At 53.3% G+C, this 18,448-nt stretch carries 18 protein-coding genes; 12 read left to right on the top strand and 6 right to left on the bottom strand.

What is annotated here, in order from left to right; genetic code table 11:
- Window positions 1-125 precede the first annotated feature (125 nt).
- Window positions 126-1,064, bottom strand: a complete 939-nt coding sequence (locus AC58P5_RS10050; protein ID WP_497385989.1) for a hypothetical protein — start codon at window positions 1,062-1,064, stop codon at window positions 126-128.
- A 127-nt stretch (window positions 1,065-1,191) separates the two neighbouring features.
- Window positions 1,192-1,809 (bottom strand): hypothetical protein, encoded by a 618-nt coding sequence (locus tag AC58P5_RS10045; RefSeq protein WP_497385988.1) that lies wholly within the window; start codon window positions 1,807-1,809, stop codon window positions 1,192-1,194.
- A 315-nt stretch (window positions 1,810-2,124) separates the two neighbouring features.
- On the opposite strand from AC58P5_RS10045, the gene liaF reads away from it, so the two are divergent.
- Genes liaF through AC58P5_RS10030 form a run of 3 tightly spaced genes read left to right on the top strand, consistent with a single transcriptional unit; the run spans window position 2,125 to window position 4,525 of the window.
- Window positions 2,125-2,787, top strand: a complete 663-nt coding sequence (liaF, locus tag AC58P5_RS10040; RefSeq protein WP_497385987.1) for a cell wall-active antibiotics response protein LiaF — start codon at window positions 2,125-2,127, stop codon at window positions 2,785-2,787.
- Window positions 2,788-2,825: 38 nt separating this feature from the next.
- Window positions 2,826-3,884, top strand: a complete 1,059-nt coding sequence (locus tag AC58P5_RS10035; RefSeq protein ID WP_497385986.1) for a sensor histidine kinase — start codon at window positions 2,826-2,828, stop codon at window positions 3,882-3,884.
- A 5-nt stretch (window positions 3,885-3,889) separates the two neighbouring features.
- Window positions 3,890-4,525: a response regulator gene (locus tag AC58P5_RS10030; RefSeq protein WP_497386058.1), complete on the top strand. Its 636-nt coding sequence runs from the start codon at window positions 3,890-3,892 to the stop codon at window positions 4,523-4,525.
- A gap of 47 nt (window positions 4,526-4,572) precedes the next feature.
- Here AC58P5_RS10030 and AC58P5_RS10025 read toward each other — a convergent pair whose 3' ends face one another.
- Window positions 4,573-5,031 (bottom strand): hypothetical protein, encoded by a 459-nt coding sequence (locus AC58P5_RS10025; protein WP_497385985.1) that lies wholly within the window; start codon window positions 5,029-5,031, stop codon window positions 4,573-4,575.
- Between the two features lie 453 nt (window positions 5,032-5,484).
- On the opposite strand from AC58P5_RS10025, the gene AC58P5_RS10020 reads away from it, so the two are divergent.
- Window positions 5,485-5,922, top strand: a complete 438-nt coding sequence (locus tag AC58P5_RS10020) for a GNAT family N-acetyltransferase (RefSeq protein WP_497385984.1) — start codon at window positions 5,485-5,487, stop codon at window positions 5,920-5,922.
- An 88-nt stretch (window positions 5,923-6,010) separates the two neighbouring features.
- Here the strand turns inward: AC58P5_RS10020 and AC58P5_RS10015 are convergent, their stop codons facing one another.
- Window positions 6,011-6,331, bottom strand: coding sequence for an LSm family protein (locus AC58P5_RS10015; protein ID WP_497385983.1), 321 nt, complete (start codon window positions 6,329-6,331; stop codon window positions 6,011-6,013).
- A 159-nt stretch (window positions 6,332-6,490) separates the two neighbouring features.
- Here AC58P5_RS10015 and zwf point away from each other — a divergent pair, with 159 nt between their 5' ends.
- The 6 genes from zwf to AC58P5_RS09985 all read left to right on the top strand — a co-directional run bounded on the left by zwf (window position 6,491) and on the right by AC58P5_RS09985 (window position 13,531).
- Window positions 6,491-8,008 carry a glucose-6-phosphate dehydrogenase gene (gene zwf / locus AC58P5_RS10010; RefSeq protein WP_497385982.1) on the top strand — a complete coding sequence of 506 codons (1,518 nt, stop codon included), beginning with the start codon at window positions 6,491-6,493 and terminating at the stop codon, window positions 8,006-8,008.
- 138 nt (window positions 8,009-8,146) lie between these two features.
- Window positions 8,147-8,857: a response regulator transcription factor gene (locus AC58P5_RS10005; RefSeq protein ID WP_497385981.1), complete on the top strand. Its 711-nt coding sequence runs from the start codon at window positions 8,147-8,149 to the stop codon at window positions 8,855-8,857.
- A complete protein-coding gene (locus AC58P5_RS10000) occupies window positions 8,850-9,962 on the top strand; it encodes a sensor histidine kinase (RefSeq protein ID WP_497385980.1) in 1,113 nt (370 codons plus the stop codon). Before AC58P5_RS10005 ends, AC58P5_RS10000 begins: the two co-directional genes overlap by 8 nt.
- A gap of 114 nt (window positions 9,963-10,076) precedes the next feature.
- The gene (locus AC58P5_RS09995; protein WP_009673076.1) at window positions 10,077-10,853 is read left to right on the top strand and encodes an ABC transporter ATP-binding protein; all 777 of its coding nucleotides are present in this window, start codon (window positions 10,077-10,079) and stop codon (window positions 10,851-10,853) included.
- On the top strand, window positions 10,828-12,765 hold the full coding sequence (locus tag AC58P5_RS09990) for an ABC transporter permease (protein WP_497385979.1): 1,938 nt from the start codon (window positions 10,828-10,830) through the stop codon (window positions 12,763-12,765). Before AC58P5_RS09995 ends, AC58P5_RS09990 begins: the two co-directional genes overlap by 26 nt.
- 202 nt (window positions 12,766-12,967) lie before the next feature.
- Window positions 12,968-13,531, top strand: coding sequence for a GNAT family N-acetyltransferase (locus tag AC58P5_RS09985; protein WP_497385978.1), 564 nt, complete (start codon window positions 12,968-12,970; stop codon window positions 13,529-13,531).
- A gap of 42 nt (window positions 13,532-13,573) precedes the next feature.
- On the opposite strand, the gene AC58P5_RS09980 is transcribed toward AC58P5_RS09985, so the two are convergent.
- Window positions 13,574-15,040, bottom strand: a complete 1,467-nt coding sequence (locus AC58P5_RS09980; protein WP_497385977.1) for a methyl-accepting chemotaxis protein — start codon at window positions 15,038-15,040, stop codon at window positions 13,574-13,576.
- Window positions 15,041-15,232: 192 nt separating this feature from the next.
- On the opposite strand from AC58P5_RS09980, the gene AC58P5_RS09975 reads away from it, so the two are divergent.
- Window positions 15,233-16,315 (top strand): metallophosphoesterase family protein, encoded by a 1,083-nt coding sequence (locus AC58P5_RS09975; protein WP_497385976.1) that lies wholly within the window; start codon window positions 15,233-15,235, stop codon window positions 16,313-16,315.
- Window positions 16,316-16,382: 67 nt separating this feature from the next.
- On the top strand, window positions 16,383-17,972 hold the full coding sequence (locus tag AC58P5_RS09970; RefSeq protein ID WP_497385975.1) for a peptide chain release factor 3: 1,590 nt from the start codon (window positions 16,383-16,385) through the stop codon (window positions 17,970-17,972).
- Window positions 17,973-18,066: 94 nt separating this feature from the next.
- Here AC58P5_RS09970 and AC58P5_RS09965 read toward each other — a convergent pair whose 3' ends face one another.
- Window positions 18,067-18,264: a hypothetical protein gene (locus AC58P5_RS09965; RefSeq protein WP_497385974.1), complete on the bottom strand. Its 198-nt coding sequence runs from the start codon at window positions 18,262-18,264 to the stop codon at window positions 18,067-18,069.
- Window positions 18,265-18,448: the final 184 nt, after the last annotated feature.

The following is an 18,448-nucleotide window of genomic DNA, read 5'->3' as shown; positions in this document are numbered from 1 at the left end:
AGAGGGCGCGCGGCATAGCCTGGGAGCGCTCAATGAACGGTGCTGGTTCGGGGTTCGCCCCGAAAAAACCATTCGACAAATCCGCCGGTTGTCGGGGGGATTGTCGGAAGAGCGTGGGGCGTAGCTTAAGAACGCTCAATGAGCAGATGAATGTCCCGGGTTAATTCGGCTTCGTCCGTTAAACGAGCTTCATATCTTAGCTGGAGCGCATGCAGCAACTGCCGGAGACGGTCGATATTTTCGGACACCGCATCCTTGAGATTGGAGATCCGGCCCTGGACAATCCAGTCGAAAATAAAACCGTCCATAAAATAATCGGCAAACCCCAGAAAACCGTTATAATCCAGGTTCATCTCCGCAATGCCCCCGACGTCCTCCAGCTCGCGTTTGAAGCGGCTCATCAGACCCTGAGCGTACTCGATCTGTTCCATCGCTTCATTGGCTTTGCTGCGTTTGAGATGGGTGGCGATCACGCCTCCGCCGAACATATCGTAGGTTCCCCAACTTTTGGCCGACCGCAGCAGGCTTTCAGCTTCATCGAGAGATTCGACGAGCTCGTATCCCGCTTGCAGCGCTTCGTCCAGCTCTTTGGTCTCGGAGAGAGCCTGCCTTTTGGCTTCGTAGAGCCGATTGAGCTGCAGCCGGAATTCTTCGCTCCTGCCTCGCAGCCATTCTTCTTTTTCCTGAAGCAGAGAGGCGGCTTCTTCCTCCCAGCCTAGCAGGGAAGAACGGCGGTGTTCAAGTTCCGCTGTCGTCCGGGCTAGCTCTTCTTCCGCCAGCCTTGTTTCCTCCGCACGGATTCGGGCCTGAATCGCTTCGGCTTCTTCTTTTTCCAGTTTTTCTTCTTTCCTTCCCAGAACGGTATAAAACAAATTGGTAAGGGAAGCCTTCTCCAAACGCTCGACATCCCGCGTTTCGCTCTTTAGAGCTTTCTCGGCTGCCGTCCGCTGCTCGACGGCCTGCTTCAGCCGGGCCTGAGCCTTTTCCAGTTGCTTATTAATCGTTTCCAACCGGCTTTCTTTTTTCAAAACTTCGTCGTACCGGTATTTCCAATCTTCCTCCATACGTATCCCGCCTTCCCCAGTGAGCCGACTTTACTTCTTTCCCCTACATACGTTTGGCAGAAGATAGGGTTGCGTTTTGGGAGTTCGGGATGATGGGCGCTCAACCGGAAATAAGGCGAATTTCAGTTTATCCGGAGGCGGGAACGGGCTTCAGATAACGGAGCAGCCGTTCTTTTTCAAGGAAAGGCTTGACCTGGACGGAGGTTTTAAAGAGAAAAGGTTTTCCCGTCGTTGAGAAGACGAGGAGCAAAGGCTCGTTTAACCGCGAGGGATCGAGAAACAGGAAAAGTTCATTGGAGCTGCCCTGCATCCAGCGGTTATTTACGGCAAGGGGAGGGTCCAGCGGAAGTTTCAGGACCACACCCTGCACATTGTCGATTTTCGTCTGAACGGCGATGTCCTTAATGCTTGCCAGCCATCGGGAAGCCTCGGTGCGGATTTCGTCTGTGACAATAAGGGTTTCTACGACCTTTTGTTTGTCGACATCGTAAAGCTGCGCGCGAGTTTCGCGGGAAAATCCTCCGGAAGAAGGAGGGACGGCATGCGATGGCGTCGTCTGAAGCCTGGCTGTCCAAGTACCGTCGGGAAGAACGATGGCGGAGGCTCCGGTCCCGGCCGTGGCGGAAGAGGATGATCCGGTTGCGGCCGATTGTGCGGATATGGCGGATGCAGGCACGAAACCGGCAGCCGCGGTGCATAATAGGGCGATAAGAGCGGTACGCGCCCCAGCGTTTAGTTTAGTCATGGAAGTGTCTCCTTGTGCCATTGTTTGGTTGGACTTATTTTCTTATAAAGTCCCTTGAATTATTCCTTGCCGGAAGCGTTAAAAACGCCTTCCCCGACCTTGGTCCAGGGGAGTGGACCGCCAATAGGCGGTGTCGGATCCGCACCGGATTCGCTACAATAAAAGCATCATTTCTTATCTTGGAGAGGATAGGCGATTGTGATATGCTATGTAAGGATTCGCGGCTCTAAATGAGGGGACGGACCGGCAAGAGTCAAGCGATACAACGGACGGATAAGATTACAGGCAGACTGCAGCCCGCAAAGGAGGTGCCCCATGGAACAACAAACAAAAAATAACCGACACCGGAACACGGCTATGCTGTTGATCGCAATGGGGATTTTCCTCATTATGGAACGGTGGATAGGTATATTTGTGGTGATTGCCCTGCTGCTGATGTTTTTCGGCTTTTATAAAATCCGGTATGAGAATGAGAAGAAAGGCATTGCCTTTATGGGCATCGGAGCCGTCATTCTGCTGGGAAACAATTTCTCGCTGGTGTTGGCGGTTGTTCTGATCTCGCTCGGGATTTTCTATATCAAGTCCAAGAAGGTGCAGCCCGGGGACGATTTTATCCAGAAACAGACCTTGATCGACAGCATCCGTCCCGGCAAAGAGCCCTGGGTGCTTAAAAACAGCAGCATCTGGTTTATTATCGGAGAAGCTCACTTGGATCTGTCGTATGCGATTCTGGAGAAAAAAGAAACGACGCTTGTTCTGCAGGGGATTATCGGGGATGTGCGGCTGATTGTGCCCGAAGAAATAGGCGTATCTATCGAAGCTTCGGTTACGGTCGGACAGATCAGTTCGCCTTTGGAAAAAGAATCCGGAGTTATCAATAAACTTAATTGGATATCTCCAAATTACGAAACGAGAGAACATCAGGTGAAACTAATCGTCTCTTATATCGTAGGGGATATAGACGTTCGCATGCTTTAGGACGAAACCGTCTACTGACAAGAGAGGAGAATGGTGCCGTGGACAGCTACAAAAAAAGACTCACCAATATGATCTGGCGAAGCATGGCGGAATCCATTGTTCTTTGTCTGGCGGTGCTTACGTTTATTGTTTATATGCTTTATACCGCTAAATTTATAACTCCGCCCGAGACATGGGCCCAAGGGATCAAAATCGGTGCCATGCTCGTCGGAGGCTCGATCATTCTGGGGGCGGTTTACGGGTATTGGAGCAGCAACCGGACGACGCGCCGGCTGGAGCTGCTGATGGAAACGATGCAGATGCTGGAGATCGGCAGCATTTCCCGTTCGACTCTGCCTCCACTGGGTGAGGATGAGATCGGGCGTTTGGGCGAACAGCTTGGCCGCATCCTGAAAAAGTGGGAGGAGCAGGTCGCTTCTCTCCAGCGTCTGTCGAACAATAACGCCCAGCTTGCGGAGAAGGCCCGGGTTTCCGCCATCATTGAGGAGCGGCAGCGTCTGGCAAGGGAACTGCACGATGCGGTAAGCCAGCAGCTCTTCGCGATCTCGATGACGGCTACGGCGGCGCTCCGCACGCTGGACAAGGACTTCGAGAAAGCCCAGCGGCAGATTCACCTCATCGAGGAAATGTCCTCCGTGGCTCAGTCCGAAATGAGGGCGCTGCTGCTTCACCTGCGTCCGGTTCACCTGGAAGGCAAACAGCTTTCCGAAGGGCTGATCCGGCTGCTTCAGGAATTGAAAGCGAAAGTCCCCATGGACCTTATTTGGGAATTGGACGATGAAATTGCCCTGTCCAAAGGGATTGAGGACCATCTGTTCCGGATTGTCCAGGAAGCCATGTCGAATGCCCTGCGGCATTCCAAAGCGACCAGACTGGAGCTGCGTATGCAGCAGAAAGCGGGCTGGGTACGCCTGCTTATCCGCGATAACGGGGTAGGTTTCGACCTTGACGAGGAAAAACAGACATCTTACGGTTTATCTACGATGCGGGAACGGGTGAACGAGGTCGGAGGATCTCTTCAACTGGTTACGGCTCCGGGAAGCGGAACCCGTATCGAGATCCGGGTACCGATAATGACGGAAGGAGAGGAAGCGTAGTGGACATGGTTAAAGTGCTGCTGGTGGACGACCACGAGATGGTCCGGATCGGCTTGGCGGCTGTTCTTGGTACGGAAGAGGGAATCGAGGTGGTCGGCGAAGCCAGCAATGGGGAAGACGGGATCCGGCTGGCACAGGAATACAAACCGGACGTCGTGCTGATGGACCTGGTTATGGAGGGCATGGACGGCATAGAAACGACGCGGAAGCTGCTCCAGCTATACCCGGACTGCAAAGTTATCGTGTTAACGAGCTTTCTCGATGACGAGAAAATGTATCCGGTCCTGGAGGCGGGGGCGTTCAGCTATCTGCTCAAAACTTCGCGCGCCACGGAAATCGCCCAGGCTATCCGCGCGGCTGCGAAAGGGCAATCCATCCTGGAGTCGCAGGTAGCTTCGAAGCTGATGAATCGCTTCCGGCAGCCGAAGCCCGCCGCCGCTCCTCATGAAGATCTGACAGAGCGCGAAATGGAAGTGCTCCGGCTTATTGCCACGGGCAAATCAAACCAGGAAGTGGCCGATGATTTATTCATCGGAATTAAGACCGTTAAATTCCATGTAACGAATGTCTTGGCCAAGCTGGGCGTGGAAGACCGCACCCAAGCGGCCATTTATGCGTTTAAGCATGGTCTGGCGGAATAAAGCGCAACCTAAAGCCCGTACCGAGGCATGGCGGTACGGGCTTCCCTTTATATAGCGGATTCCAGCTCAGTCTGCTTTCTGACGAATGGACGGTAGGCTTGGAGTGCTTTGTTCAGCTGCATCTGCTGCATCGCTCCATTCGCCTGAAAAAGCGGCTCCTCGGCTTCTTCCGTGTGCTCCGCGGGACCTGGTCGGTCATAATCTCTGGGCCGCTTCCACTCGTTCGTTTCCCCCAGCCTGCGAAGCATAGCAGGCATGCCGGATTGCTGCCGGGCTTCTTTACCGGAAGCGGCGTCCCGCTGGTCGGCGGGAAGTCCGCCGGCAGGACCTTGCTCAGCCGGACCTGCCTTGCCGCTCCGATCCTGCCGGGTATAAAGCATCTCGGGAAAGGGACCGCGCGGGCTTACAGGGCCCAGCCCGTTCATACGGCGGATGGCCTGAATCCGAAATAAATTGGAATGACTGCGGTACGTCTCATTGACGTACTGGGGTGTAACTATATACATAACCGTCCGCCACCTTTCAGGAACATGCTTTTAAAAATTCCTTCTTTTTTCGATCTTCCATATAGTTACAATCATATTACCACGTTTTCAACTTTTTGAAAGCATGAAGTTGGACAAGTTTATAAATTTTTTTTATCACCAATTGCTGGGACTTTGAACGTCAAACTCCGTTTAACAAGAGTGGGGATGAACAGAGGGTTTGACGCCTCCCGTCCGGCGACTTACAATGAAGGCATATGAGCTAGGGAATAATAAAGGGGATTTGACAGTGAACGGGTCAACGATATTGGTCATCATCGGCTTTTTTGTGTTATGTGCGGTCTTTATGTGGGGCATGTCCAAAAAGTATAAGAAATAAACGTGAATCCTGGGAGATAAATACCTGTTTACGGAGCAAAAGCTGCCGTTTCGCATACCATGCAGTATCTGCAAACCATGTGGAGGCGATGCTTCTTGATCCGCAAACGAATTCCGTCCAAGGATGATATGGTTCTTGTGCGTCTGACTGAAAAGGAACTTTTGCCCTACACAAGAATGACCGTGCCGGAAGCGGACGTGAACCTTTCGGAAATGAAGAAGAGATTTAAGCTGGGAGAAACATTCGTGGCCGACGAAGGCGCGCGCGCCGCCGGTTTTGTCAGCGTTCAGGTGTCGGATGACAGCCTGTTTGTCGATATGCTGGCGGTCGATTCCCGTTTTCAAGGCCGGGGGCTGGGGACTTCTTTAATGGAGCACGCCGAAAAATACGGCCGCAAAATGAAATGCCGGGTTTCGCGGCTGTATGTAGATTCGGTGAATGAGAAGGCGATTTCCTTCTATCTGGCGAAAGGGTATACCGTTAAAAGCTATGTGTCTCAACTGCGCCTACATTTAATGGAAAAAGAGATTTGAAAAATGGATCTCCGCTCCGGCAAAGGAATAAACCAGGAAAGGTGTCCATTCCTGGTTTTTGGGGATAGTAAAGTGAATGGCCCGCTTTCTATTGGAGTACGATGAGGGCGGCCACAAAAGTCCGGTCAAGCACGATGGAGGAATATCCCGCCGGATTAGCGATAACGGGCCGACTTTCCCCGGCAGTTGGCGGGGCCGATTTTTTACGGCCGGTCTTGGCCACTTTTAATTTTTTGCCTGTTTTGGCAGAAGGATTTTTTACACCGGGTTCTTCGTTTAAAATTAGATTTCCTTGATCTAACCGGCTGAGTATACCGAAAATTTCCGTGCCGTCTCTTAAGTAAACGAGAACGGGACGGCCGATATGGGGCCGGATTTGCTCACTGCTTGCAGGATCGATTCGCTGCACCGCGCTGCACCTCCATGGGGAGAATTCTGATAACAGCCTATGGCACGGAGGCGGTAATGGATTGGACAGATGCCCGGTTTGTGAAAAAAAGTTGAATCCCTTTTGCAATTTCGGTATGCTTATTCTAATCTAAAACCACAGAGAAAGAATGATGCGACGATGAATGGTGCTGTTTTTCTGATTTTCGGAGCTACAGGAGATTTGGCCAAGAGAAAACTGTTTCCCGCCTTTTACAGCCTTTACCGTGAAGGCAAGCTGAATGAACATTTCGCCGTAATCGGACTTGCGCGCCGTTCCAGGACGAACGAGCAGTTCCGTGAAGATCTGCGTGATTCCATTAACGAATTCGCCCGTCATCATGTGCAGGACGACGAGGACTGGGCTAAATTTGCGGAACATTTCGAATATTTGCCGCTCGACATTAACAATGTGGACGGGTTCCGCCAATTGAACACGCTGACGCAGCAGCTTGACGTCAAGTTCCAGACCAACGGCAACCGTCTGTTCTATCTGGCGCTTGCACCGGAGCTGTTCGGCAATGTGTCTTATAATCTCCGCGAAGGCGGTCTGCTTGAAACTACCGGCTGGCATCGTCTTGTAATCGAGAAGCCGTTCGGCTACGATCTGGAGTCCGCAGGCGAGCTGAACCAGCAGCTCCGTCAAGTTTTCGAGGAAAAAGATATTTACCGCATTGACCATTACCTGGGTAAAGAAATGGTCCAAAACATTGAAGTGGTGCGTTTTGCGAACGCGTTTTTCGAGCCGCTGTGGAATAACAAGTACATAGCCAACATCCAGATCACATTGGGCGAAACCGTCGGCGTCGAAGACCGCGGTGGTTATTACGACCATTCGGGGGCTCTGCGCGATATGGCGCAGAACCATATGCTCCAGATGCTTGCGATGATGGCCATGGAGCCGCCGAGCCGCCTTCACCCGGAAGATATCCGGGACGAGAAGGTGAAAGTGCTTCGCTCCCTGCGTCCTTTCGAATCCGCCGAAGAAGTCGGCAAGAATGTCGTGCGCGGCCAGTATACGGCCGGTCAGCTGAACGGCAAGGAAATGCCGGCTTACCGCAGCGAAGAGAGCGTCAATCCCGAATCGAACACGGAAACGTATTTGGCGGCACGTGTCTTTGTGGACAACTTCCGCTGGGCAGGCGTTCCGTTCTACATCCGTACCGGCAAGCGTCTGCCCGTGAAATCCACGGAGGTTGTCGTGGAGTTCAAGAACGTGCCCGACAACGTTTACCTGGCTAACAAGCATGACTTGCAGCCGAACCTGCTTGTATTCCGCGTGAACCCGATGGAAGGCATTTATCTGCAAATGAATGCTAAAAAGCCGGGCGCCGAAGGCGTCATTATCCCGATCGCGATGGATTTCTGCCAGAGCTGTCAGGTCGGGCTCAACACGCCGGAAGCGTACGAGCGTCTGATCTTCGACGCTATGCGCGGAGATTCCACCTACTTCACCCGCTGGGACGAAGTGGCGCATGCTTGGCAGTTCGTGGATGCCATCGCACAGGCATGGAAAGAAAACGGCGGGGACCTGGCCCATTATCCGGCAGGCTCCTGGGGACCTGATGCAGCCAACGAGCTGCTCGCCGCGGACGGCTTCAAGTGGTGGCCGGTTAACGGCCAGCATGAAGGGGAAGTCATCTGGGCGAGCCAGTCTTAAACCGGCCGTTCCGTTTTCACAAACAAGAGGTTGATGGGAGCACCCTGCGGCTTAGGCTGACGGGTGCTTCTTTTGCTGGCCGCATAGTTGAATGAGAAAAAGTGCGGGTGCGTATCAGGGAACACCGGGAGGGAAGTCATGTACCGCATTCTGATTGTCGAGGACGATGATAAAATCGCCCACATTTTGAAAGACACCTTAACCAAATATGAATACGAGGTTTTCCGCGCGGTGCGTTTTCACGATATTAAGGGAGAGGCCGCCGAACTGGAGCCGGATCTGATTCTGCTGGATATCAACCTTCCCCGTTACGACGGGTTCTACTGGTGCCGTCAAATCCGCACGTTCTCCAATGTGCCGATTATTTTCCTGTCGGCGCGGACGGGAGAGATGGACCAGGTGATGGCGATCGAAAACGGCGGCGACGACTATTTGACGAAGCCGTTTAATCTGGACGTCGTGCTGGCCAAGGTCAAAGGCGCGCTTCGCCGTGCGTACGGGGAGTACGCCCAGACGCAGCCGTCCAGAGACGAATGGGAACTGAACGGGCTGAAGCTGGACCGGATGAAAAACAGTCTGGAATTCGGCGGGAAGCGGCTGGAATTGACGAAAAACGAGCTGCTGCTGTTCGACTGCCTGGCCCAGAAGGCGGGAAGTATTGTGGGCAGGGAGGAGCTGCTGGAGGCCCTTTGGGACGACGTCCATTTCGTCGATGACAACACGCTGACGGTGAATGTCACCCGGGTACGGCGAAAGCTGGAAGAAATCGGCGTTCCGGGGATTATCGAAACCGTCCGCGGTCAGGGCTACCGTCTGCTGACGGAGTGGGGGAATTTTGGCTATGCATGACAAAGCCTGGACGTGGAAAAAATTTTTGATCGACCGGCTTTTGTACACGGCAGCCTTCTTTTTCGCTATCCTGCTTATTCTGGTCCTTTTGTGGCTGGACCGTATGGAGGCGGGGCTGCCCCTTAAACCGGACAATCTGCTGTACTTGTTCCTGCTGGCCGGAACCGTGTGGATAGCGGCGCTGATTTATGATTATGTCCGGCAGGCGGGGTATGCAAACGCGCTGAACAAGCGGCTCGTCGAATCTGCCCAAAGCTCGCTGGACAGTGCGGTGTTCCTGCCGTCCCGGACGCAGGAGCAGCAGGCGGTTAACGAGCTGCTGCAGAAGCAGCACCGGGCTTATTTGTCCGAGCTTTCCTCCTATCGGGCGGCTCAGGAGCAGCATCTGCATTTTACGAACCAGTGGGTCCACCAGCTCAAAACGCCGGTTTCCGTCATCGACCTGCTTATTCAGCAGTCGGAGGGGGCGCCGGGACGGCCGGAACGGATAAAGGAGCTTCTCTTGAGCATTCAGGAGGAGAACGAGAAGATTGCATCCGGTCTCCAAATGATGCTCTATACGGCAAGGCTCGAAAAATTCGAGCTGGATGTCCATCCCCGGCGGATTGAGCTTGCGGCCGTAGCCCGGCGGGTCGTGAACGAATATAAGAAAGCCTGCATTCGCGCTTCCATCTTTCCGAAAATCGAGTCGGCTGCCCCGGAAATTTATGTGGAAACGGACGAGAAATGGCTCTCGTTCGTCCTTCACCAGCTTATCGGCAACGCCATCAAGTACTCCCGCAAGCAGGAAGGAAACAAGCTGCTCCTGATCCGGATCGAAGAGCAATCTTACGGGACCCGGTTCACGGTTCGGGACAGCGGCATCGGAATAGCTCCGGAAGATCTGCCGCGGGTCTTTGACGCTTTTTTCACGGGCGAGAACGGAAGAGGCGTCGTTACGGAGTCGACGGGGATGGGACTGTATCTCGTCAAGCAGGTCATGTCCCGGCTGGGGCACCGGGTTGACATACAATCGGAGCCCGGCCAAGGGACAACGGTGAGCCTGATGTTTCAGAGCCAGGCTCTCCACCGGATTGAAAAGCGGGATGGAGCGGGCGGAGAATAGCCCGGGTGACGAAAATGTAAGGTTGGCCCGCCGCATTGAAAGGCAAATCAATAGGTAGCTTCTCTTCTGAGGTCTATACTAGGAACATAGACACGATCAATGGAGGGATACCGAATGGCGGTTTTGAAAGCCGAACAGGTAACGAAAATATACGGGACGAAAAGCAACCTGACTTACAAAGCACTGGAGAACATCGGCCTTGAAATCGGCGAGGGGGAGTTCGTCGGCGTCATGGGGCCTTCGGGAAGCGGCAAAACGACGCTCCTTAATATACTAGCCACGATCGACAAGCCGACGAGCGGCCATATCGAAATCAACGGAACCGATCCCGCGGCTTTATCGGGAAAGCAGCTGGCGTTGTTCCGGCGCCGTGAACTGGGATTTATTTTCCAGGATTTCAATCTTCTCGACACCTTGTCGATCCGGGAAAATATAATTTTGCCGCTTGCCCTGGACAAAAAGCCGGTGGCGGAAATCGAGAGTCGGCTTAAGCCCTGCGCCGAGCTGCTTGGAATCACGGCGATCCTGGACAAACGGACTTACGAAGTGTCCGGCGGCCAGAAGCAGAGGGCGGCCATCGCCAGGGCCATCATCCATAGGCCGTCCATCCTGCTTGCGGACGAGCTGACGGGCAACCTGGATTCCAAAGCCGCCAAGGATGTGATGGAATCGCTGAAGGAGCTGAACGAACAGCTCGGGGCCACCATTATGATGGTTACGCACGATCCCTTTGCGGCGAGCTACTGCAAGCGGATTGTGTTCATCAAGGACGGGAAGCTCTTCTCCGAACTGAGACGGGGAGCGAACCGGCAGGCCTTTTTCCAGCAGATTCTCGATTCGTTAAGTGTGCTTGGGGGGAATTTCGATGAATTTTCGACAGCTCGCCCTTAAAAATATCCGCGGCAATTGGCACCAGTACGGCGCTTTTTTCTGGAGCAGCGTGTTCTCCGTGACGATTTTTTATATTTATTCCGCCTTTATTCTGCATCCGGACGTCATAAACGGTTCGATACCGGCCGCATCTAAAATCCGGGAAGTGATGATCGCCTGCGATTATATCATTATCATTTTCTCTTTCTTTTTTATCCTTTACTCGATGTCGGCTTTTTTCAAATCACGGAAAAAGGAATTCGGCCTGCTGACGCTGTTCGGCATGACCAAAGGGCAGATCCGCTGGATGGTGCTGCTGGAAAATGTCATCATTTCCGTTCTGGCCGTTGCCGCCGGCATCGGGATCGGATCGCTGTTCAGCAAGCTGTTTTTTATGGGGCTGGCCCGGCTTCTTGAGGTCGATTCCCCGATCCGGTTCGTCATACCGGTTAAAGCGGTTCTGCTGACGGTTATCGGGTTTGTGCTGCTGTTTCTGACCATTACTCTGCTGACCCTTTATCAGGTGGGACGCTCCGAAATCATCGACCTGCTCCGGGCTTCCAAGCAGCCGAAAAAGATGCCGCTTTTCTCGATCTGGCTCGTTCTGCTCTCGGCCGTTTGTCTGATCGCAGGGTATACGCTGGCTTATCAAATTACGGTGATGAATTTTATCCTCTATTTCCTGCCGGTCGTATTTCTTACGGTGCTGGGGACGTATTTTTTGTTCACCCAGGGCAGCGTGTTTATTCTCCGGAGGCTTCAACGCCGGACTTCGCTTTATTACAATCAGACAAATCTGATTACGATTTCGCAGCTGACGTTCAAGCTGAAAGACAATGCGCGGATGCTTTTTATGGTGTCCATCCTATCCGCTGTCATCTTGTCCGCATCCGGTACGGTGTATGTGATCCTTAAAGATACCCGCAACCAGCTCATGGAGCATTATCCCCAATCCATCGCCTTTGCGGAAAAGGGGCTGAACAGCCACCGCGTAGTGGATCCGGATGTGTTGAAAAGCACCCTGAAACAAAACGGGGTCGAGCTGGATTACGAAGTACGGATGGCGGGCATTCCGGTCCGGGTCCCCGTCGAGCTGGGGGGTAGAGTCCGGGAGCAGCAGTTGTTTATCGTGTCGGAGGATGACTACAATACCCAGGCCAAACGGCTGAACAAGCCGGAGCTGCGGGTGGAGCGGGGGAATGCCTCGTACATTTATCCGTATAAGGAGCAGCAGCGCAAGTCTTTCACTCCCGGACAAGATTTGGAAGCGAAACTGAAAACGGGAACGAGAACGTTCAGGCTGGACGAACAAATTAACGGGTCTGTTGTCCCTACCCAGTTCGATATTTCGACTTTGCTTGTGACGGACGCGGCGGAATACAAGGAAATGATGGATTCTACTGCGGATGAGGACAAAAGCGTCTTATACGGCTACGAGATCAAAAATTGGGAGGAAGCCTCTCCGACCGTCCATCAGATTGAAAATATGGTTCCTGAGCAGGAGAAGAAAAATTTCGGGACCCGTGTCAATCAGTACCTGGAAACGAAGCAAATGATGTCGCTGATGCTGTTTATCGGAATTTTCGTCAGCTTCCTTTTCTTTATCGCTTCGGGCAGCATGATTTATTTCAAGCTGTTTACCGAGATCGAAGAGGACCAAGCCCAATTCCGGGCTCTCACCCGGATAGGGATCACGGATCAGGAAATCAGGCGGACGGTTTCGAAGCAGGTCGGGATGATCTTTTTTATCCCCCTTGTAGTCGGACTTGTCCATACGTCTTTTGCGATGAAGGCGCTCGGTAATATGCTGATCTCGAATATATGGCCTTACGCGGCGGTGGTGTTCGTTATTTTCGCTATGATGCAGACCCTTTATTTTCTGGCCGCGAGACGCTCGTATATGAAGAGGATTTTAGCGCATTCGGTTCGTTGATTGAAGATGATTTAAGGATTTAAGCTGTCGGATAAAAGGTTTTTCTTTCCCGCTGTGGGTCGGCGGGCCGGAAAAGCCTTTTTCTTTTTAACGAGTAAATTATTTTATATGTAAAATATTATGCATATTGACGATAAAAGTAAAGAAAGGATGTATAACTAAATTGTAAATGTATGGAATTTGGAGATGGGAGAGAAGAGAGATGTATAGAAAAGGGGACAGTCTGGACGACTTCATTTTATTTGACCGCATTTGGACCCGGGTCTGGCAGCAGCAGGGCTTTGAACTGGAATTTTCCCGCAGGGACGCGGATTGCTACCTGATTCTCTCCGACGACGGTGAAGCGGCCGGAACGGTTGAGTTCAAGCGCTACGACCCCGGCCGTCATCCGCTGGACGCTCTCGCTCCGTTCTGCGGACATCCCGCGCTTGCGCCGGGCAAGGCCGTGGAAGTGGACAAGGTAGCCCTCCTTCCGGAATACCGGGGCCGAAACCTGGACAAGCTCATTTCGCTCATCGTACATTATTGTGAAAATCGCGGCTGCACGCATATCATCGCACTTATGGAACCCAAGCTGTGCAAGGCTCTGCGCATGGCGTTCCGAATCAAGCTTGAGCGTATCGCGGAGCCATTCCACTACAAGGGGGGGATGGTCGTGCCGGTCGTATGCGACGTAAGCCGCCTCTATTCCAATAAATCCGCCTACGGGTGGCTGCTACCGAATCCGGAGCAGCCGATCATCACGCTGCCTGCCGTAGGCTCTTAAAAAGAAACAGGAGCACTCCCTGCCGGGATGCTCCTGTTTTCGTTAAGCGCGTGTCATCGCCTTCAAATTCGTAATGAGGCTGTCCAGACGCTGGTAGCTCGTCACGATATCTTTAATGCGGGCATCGTGACTCTCAAGTCCCGCCATAATTTCTTCGAAGGAAGCCATGTTCTGTTCCGTGCTTCCGGCGATGGCAACGATTTCGTGAGAAATTTTGCGGTACTCTTCCTGCAGCAGCGCAACGGATTCTTCCACGTGATCGGACTGATTTTTGACGAGTCCGGTATTGTCGGCTACCCGCCGGATAATGCTCTCGACCTGTTCGTTGGCGGCGCGTCCCGCCGTAATCGCCTGCTTCCCGAGATTCACCTGTTTGGTCACCTCGATGCTCGTGTGGCGGATGCCCTGGAGAATGTCGTTGATCTCTTCCGTGGAGCGGCGGGAGTTCTCGGCGAGCTTGCGGACTTCGTCGGAGACGACGGCAAAGCCTTTGCCGTGCTCTCCGGCCCTGGCGGCCTCGATTGCCGCGTTGAGCGCAAGCAGGTTGATCTGAGATGTGATGTCGTTGATTAGCCCGACCATGCTGCCGATGCGTACGCCTTGTTCATTCAGATCATTCATCAAATGGACGGTCCCGTGAATGATGCTGTAGACGGTTTCGATTTCCGCGCTGAGAGCATGAACCTGTTCGCTCCCCTGATTCGTCAGGCCGATATTCTCCGTAGACAGCCGCTGGAGCGTACCGGAGCCATCGGCTACGCTGGAGACGACCCGTTCGACTTCCTGGACGAAACCGCTGATATCCACCACAATTTGAGTCTGATGCTCGACGCTGGTAGAGACTTCGCCAAACGTGGCGGTGACTTCTTGAGAAATTTTACCGGCTGTGGCTACATTGGTTTTGAGAGTGGCATTGAAATCATTTAATACCTCTACGGTAGAGCCGACCTGTTCCAGCAGCGAGTCCGTTTGAGTTTTTGCCTCCAGGGTCTCCGCCTGCTTTTCCATGACTTCTGTTTGCAGTTTCTCCGAAAAACGTGCGGATGCGGCGGAAGCCGCGGTAATCATGACGACATAGAGCAGCAGGTTGGCGAGGGATTCTTTGGGGAACATGGCTTCGTAAAAGCGCGGTTGGACGAATAAAAAGGCGGTTAAAGCCGCTCCAAGTATGCCGGAGAATACGATAGGCCGATAATTGGAGTAAAGGGTCATCAACGCGATGTTGACAAAGATAAGGTAATACGTGCTTGTCAGCGGTTCGGCGTAAATCAGCAGGGTGGTCAAAACGGTTATGTTCACCGGAACAATATACATAACGAGCCGGGGCGCTATGTGTTTAACCGACATCAGGGTGCTGATTCCGCAAATCACTATACCGACAACGGCAAGCACGAGAACAACCTCTAAGCTGGCCGTCATAAGATCGATTACGATACCCAGGGCAAGCATAATCCACAGAATGCGGTTGAGCAGTTTGTTCCTTTTAAAAAGCAGAAGCTTCGATTCCATGATTTCCCTCATCTCTTAATATTTGTTTACTTTCACCTAATCGGTTGTTTACCGTAAAAAGTTTATAGATTTCACTAATAAATGTTAGTTTGATTTTGTGATTTTTTTTCGGACGGAGCTTGAAGAATCCGCGTGCAGTGCGGCAAAAAACGGGTTATAATAGGGGGAAGCTTAGCCGGAAGGAGCTGGCAGATGGACAGGCGCTCGTTTCTCAAATGGCTGACCGCATTCTTCGCCATTCTGCTCGGGGCCGGTGCGGGAACCGTATTAAGCGGATTAAGGCGGAAATCCGGTCTTTCGGGCCGTGAGGCTGCCGTGGTGAAGGCGGAAGAAGCCGAAGAGCTTCCGGCCGGAGAGGATCTTCAGCTTCCGGATGATCCGCAGGCGGGGAAGGCGCTCGCCACTTTCGCGATCATGAGCGATATCCATGCTTCGCCCGACGATCCGCTGACTCTGGAGCATTTTAAATCCGCTTTGAGCGATATGACGGCCATGAAGCAGCCTGTGGATGTTCTCCTTCTGACCGGCGATTGTACGGACTACGGGAGAGAGCGGGATTACAAGGAACTGGGCCGGCTTATGAAGGCGTACAAGCTTCCGCCCGTTCATGCCAATATGGGGAATCACGAATATTACGATCTTTGGCTGGACAAAGCCGGCGAGTTTAACCGGGAGGGCATGCCCAACGGCAAGACCGACGCGATGGCCAGGGAAAGATTTTTAACATTTTTCGGGTACAAACAGCCGTATAACCGGATGGACCTAGAGGGCTGCACCATTCTGCTGCTTTCACAGGAGGGCTACATGCAGGAGAAGCCCGAGGCGGGTGAAGGCGCCTGGTACACGGACGCGCAGATGGAATGGTTCAAAGCCCAACTGGCCGGCCTGGACCAAACGGCGCGGATCTTCATCATGATCCACCAGCCTCTGCCGATGCAGGGGCGCAGCGGAGGAAGCCACCAGATCGTCCGCGGCAAGGAAATCCGGGAGCTGATCGCCCCGTACAAGAACGTTTTCGTTTTCTGCGGACACCGGCATCAGGATTTCCAGAACGGATCGGCCCACTATTTGCAGGAGCCGTTTCATTATTTTCACAACTCATCGGTCGGCCGGACCTTGAATAAGGCTCTGCCGGATGCCCGAAAATCGAAGACGCAAGGCCTTTACGTCCAGGTCTTCGAGAATAAGGTCGTGGTCCGCGGCCGCGATTACGCCCAGCGTAGATGGCTGAAGGAAGCTCGCTGGACGGTCGCATTGAACAGGAAGAGCGTATGACGCCGCATGCACCGGGAGCGGGCAGCGGCATAAGATGAACTATAGAGAAAGCAGGAAGGATCCAACCATGAGTACACCTTTACAAAAAGAGCTTCAAACCGAGGCGGCCAAGCGCCGCACGTTCGCTATTATTTCCCACCCGGATGCGGGTAAAACTACACTGACGGAGAAGCTGCTGCTCTTCGGAGGCGCGATCCGTCTCGCCGGAACGGTTAAAGGCCGCAAGGTCGGCAAATTTGCGACTTCCGACTGGATGGAGATCGAGAAGCAGCGGGGGATCTCCGTTACGTCGTCCGTTATGCAGTTCGATTATCTCGGACACAAGGTCAATATTCTGGATACCCCGGGTCACCAGGATTTCAGTGAAGATACGTACCGCACCCTGACCGCAGCAGACAGCGCGGTGATGCTGATCGACGTTGCGAAGGGCGTCGAGGCTCAGACGATCAAGTTGTTCCAGGTATGCCGCATGAGAGGCATTCCGATTTTCACGTTCATCAACAAACTAGACCGTGAAGGCCGGGATCCGTTCGAGCTGCTGGAAGAGTTGGAGCAGGTTCTCGGCATCCGTTCGTACCCCATGAACTGGCCGATCGGCATGGGCAAGCGGTTCTGCGGCGTATACGACCGCCAGCGGACCCAACTGGAGCTGTTCCAGGGCGACGATCACAAGCAGGTTGCCGTCCGCAAGGTAGAAGGCTACGAGGACCCCGTTATCAAGGAAATCGCGGGCGAGCATATGTACGAGCAGCTTGGACAAGAGCTGGAGCTTCTGGACGTTGCCGGCGACCCGTTTGATTACGAGAAAGTGATGAGAGGCGAGCTGACGCCGGTATTTTTCGGCAGTGCCGTCAACAACTTCGGCGTCCAGACGTTCCTGGAAAACTTCCTGGAACTGGCACCGGCTCCGGAGCCGCGTAAAAACACGCAGGGCGAAATGATAGAGCCGACCAAAGAGAACTTCTCGGGGTATGTGTTCAAGATCCAGGCCAACATGAACCCGGCCCACCGGGACCGTATCGCGTTCCTGCGTATCGTGTCGGGCAAGTTCCAGAGAGGCATGTCCGTGAAGCACATACGTGCCGGCAAAGAAATTAAGCTTTCTCAGCCTCAGCAGTTTCTTGCGCAGGACCGAGACATCGTGGAGGAGGCATATCCGGGGGATATCATCGGATTGTTCGACCCGGGTATTTTCAGAATCGGAGACTCGCTCAGCCAGAAGGAAGAGATTGTGTTCGACGAACTGCCTACGTTCTCGCCGGAAATTTTCAGTAAAGTCACCGTTAAGAACGCCCTGAAGCACAAGCAATATCAGAAGGGGATCGACCAGCTTACGGAGGAAGGAACCATCCAGGTGTTCCGGACTACCGGAGCGTTTGACGATACGATTCTCGGGGTAGTCGGTCAGCTCCAGTTCGAAGTGTTCGAGCACCGGATGAAGGCCGAGTACGGAGTAGATATCCAGCTTCAGCGCATGGGCTTCCAGTTCGCGAGATGGATTGTCGACGAGAAGATCGACCCGTCCCGCTTCCGCATCAACTCGCAGCTTGTCACGGATAAGAAAGGCAACTATGTTGCCCTGTTCGAGAGCGAGTACGCCCTGCGGTCCGCCATGGAGAAGAATCCGAATGCGCAGTTTCTGACAAACTCGCCTTAATAAACAAGGAGGATCGGGGGAATGATTTCCCGGTCCTTCATTTTTAAACGAAAGCCGTGCCGCCGATTCGGGCGGGATGGTTTTTTTGCATGTTTCAGTGTTTGGCCGGATCTTGGTTGTCCGCTTCGGCTTTTTGTTTGCGTGCTCTTTTTTCGGCGGCAAAGGCAGTGATGATGCCGGCTGTCAGACCTGCGGCCAAAAAGAGAGGCCCGTACCATTCGGAGCTGACAAACGAAGCGGATGCCTTCTTTTCCTCCTGCGGCCCGGGAGCCGTACGTACAGCCGGCTGCACCCGGACCGGGATTCACCTCGCTTCTTTTTCCTAATAACGGAAATTTAGCCCGTAAAGTTGCATTTTCCCGGCGTCAGGCGTTTGTCCGTGACGGTCCTATGCCCGGTCTCATAAGCTAATCGTAGGTTTGGATGATCTGATGCCAACAGGCATGTCAGGGGGAATCGCTAGGAGGAGGCAGCGG

The organism is Paenibacillus sp. JT31N7, from assembly GCF_059692095.1.
This window is presented reverse-complemented; position numbering and strand designations above follow the sequence as displayed.

What these genes read in the sequence shown, in the direction of transcription:
- AC58P5_RS10050 (WP_497385989.1), bottom strand. Translation starts at nt 1,064, where the DNA reads ATGGAGGAAGATTGGAAATACCGGTACGACGAAGTTTTGAAAAAAGAA.
- AC58P5_RS10045 (WP_497385988.1), bottom strand. Translation starts at nt 1,809, where the DNA reads ATGACTAAACTAAACGCTGGGGCGCGTACCGCTCTTATCGCCCTATTA.
- liaF (WP_497385987.1), top strand. Translation starts at nt 2,125, where the DNA reads ATGGAACAACAAACAAAAAATAACCGACACCGGAACACGGCTATGCTG.
- AC58P5_RS10030 (WP_497386058.1), top strand. Translation starts at nt 3,890, where the DNA reads ATGGTTAAAGTGCTGCTGGTGGACGACCACGAGATGGTCCGGATCGGC.
- AC58P5_RS10025 (WP_497385985.1), bottom strand. Translation starts at nt 5,031, where the DNA reads ATGTATATAGTTACACCCCAGTACGTCAATGAGACGTACCGCAGTCAT.
- zwf (WP_497385982.1), top strand. Translation starts at nt 6,491, where the DNA reads ATGAATGGTGCTGTTTTTCTGATTTTCGGAGCTACAGGAGATTTGGCC.
- AC58P5_RS10005 (WP_497385981.1), top strand. Translation starts at nt 8,147, where the DNA reads ATGTACCGCATTCTGATTGTCGAGGACGATGATAAAATCGCCCACATT.
- AC58P5_RS10000 (WP_497385980.1), top strand. Translation starts at nt 8,850, where the DNA reads ATGCATGACAAAGCCTGGACGTGGAAAAAATTTTTGATCGACCGGCTT.
- AC58P5_RS09995 (WP_009673076.1), top strand. Translation starts at nt 10,077, where the DNA reads ATGGCGGTTTTGAAAGCCGAACAGGTAACGAAAATATACGGGACGAAA.
- AC58P5_RS09990 (WP_497385979.1), top strand. Translation starts at nt 10,828, where the DNA reads ATGAATTTTCGACAGCTCGCCCTTAAAAATATCCGCGGCAATTGGCAC.
- AC58P5_RS09985 (WP_497385978.1), top strand. Translation starts at nt 12,968, where the DNA reads ATGTATAGAAAAGGGGACAGTCTGGACGACTTCATTTTATTTGACCGC.
- AC58P5_RS09980 (WP_497385977.1), bottom strand. Translation starts at nt 15,040, where the DNA reads ATGGAATCGAAGCTTCTGCTTTTTAAAAGGAACAAACTGCTCAACCGC.
- AC58P5_RS09975 (WP_497385976.1), top strand. Translation starts at nt 15,233, where the DNA reads ATGGACAGGCGCTCGTTTCTCAAATGGCTGACCGCATTCTTCGCCATT.
- AC58P5_RS09970 (WP_497385975.1), top strand. Translation starts at nt 16,383, where the DNA reads ATGAGTACACCTTTACAAAAAGAGCTTCAAACCGAGGCGGCCAAGCGC.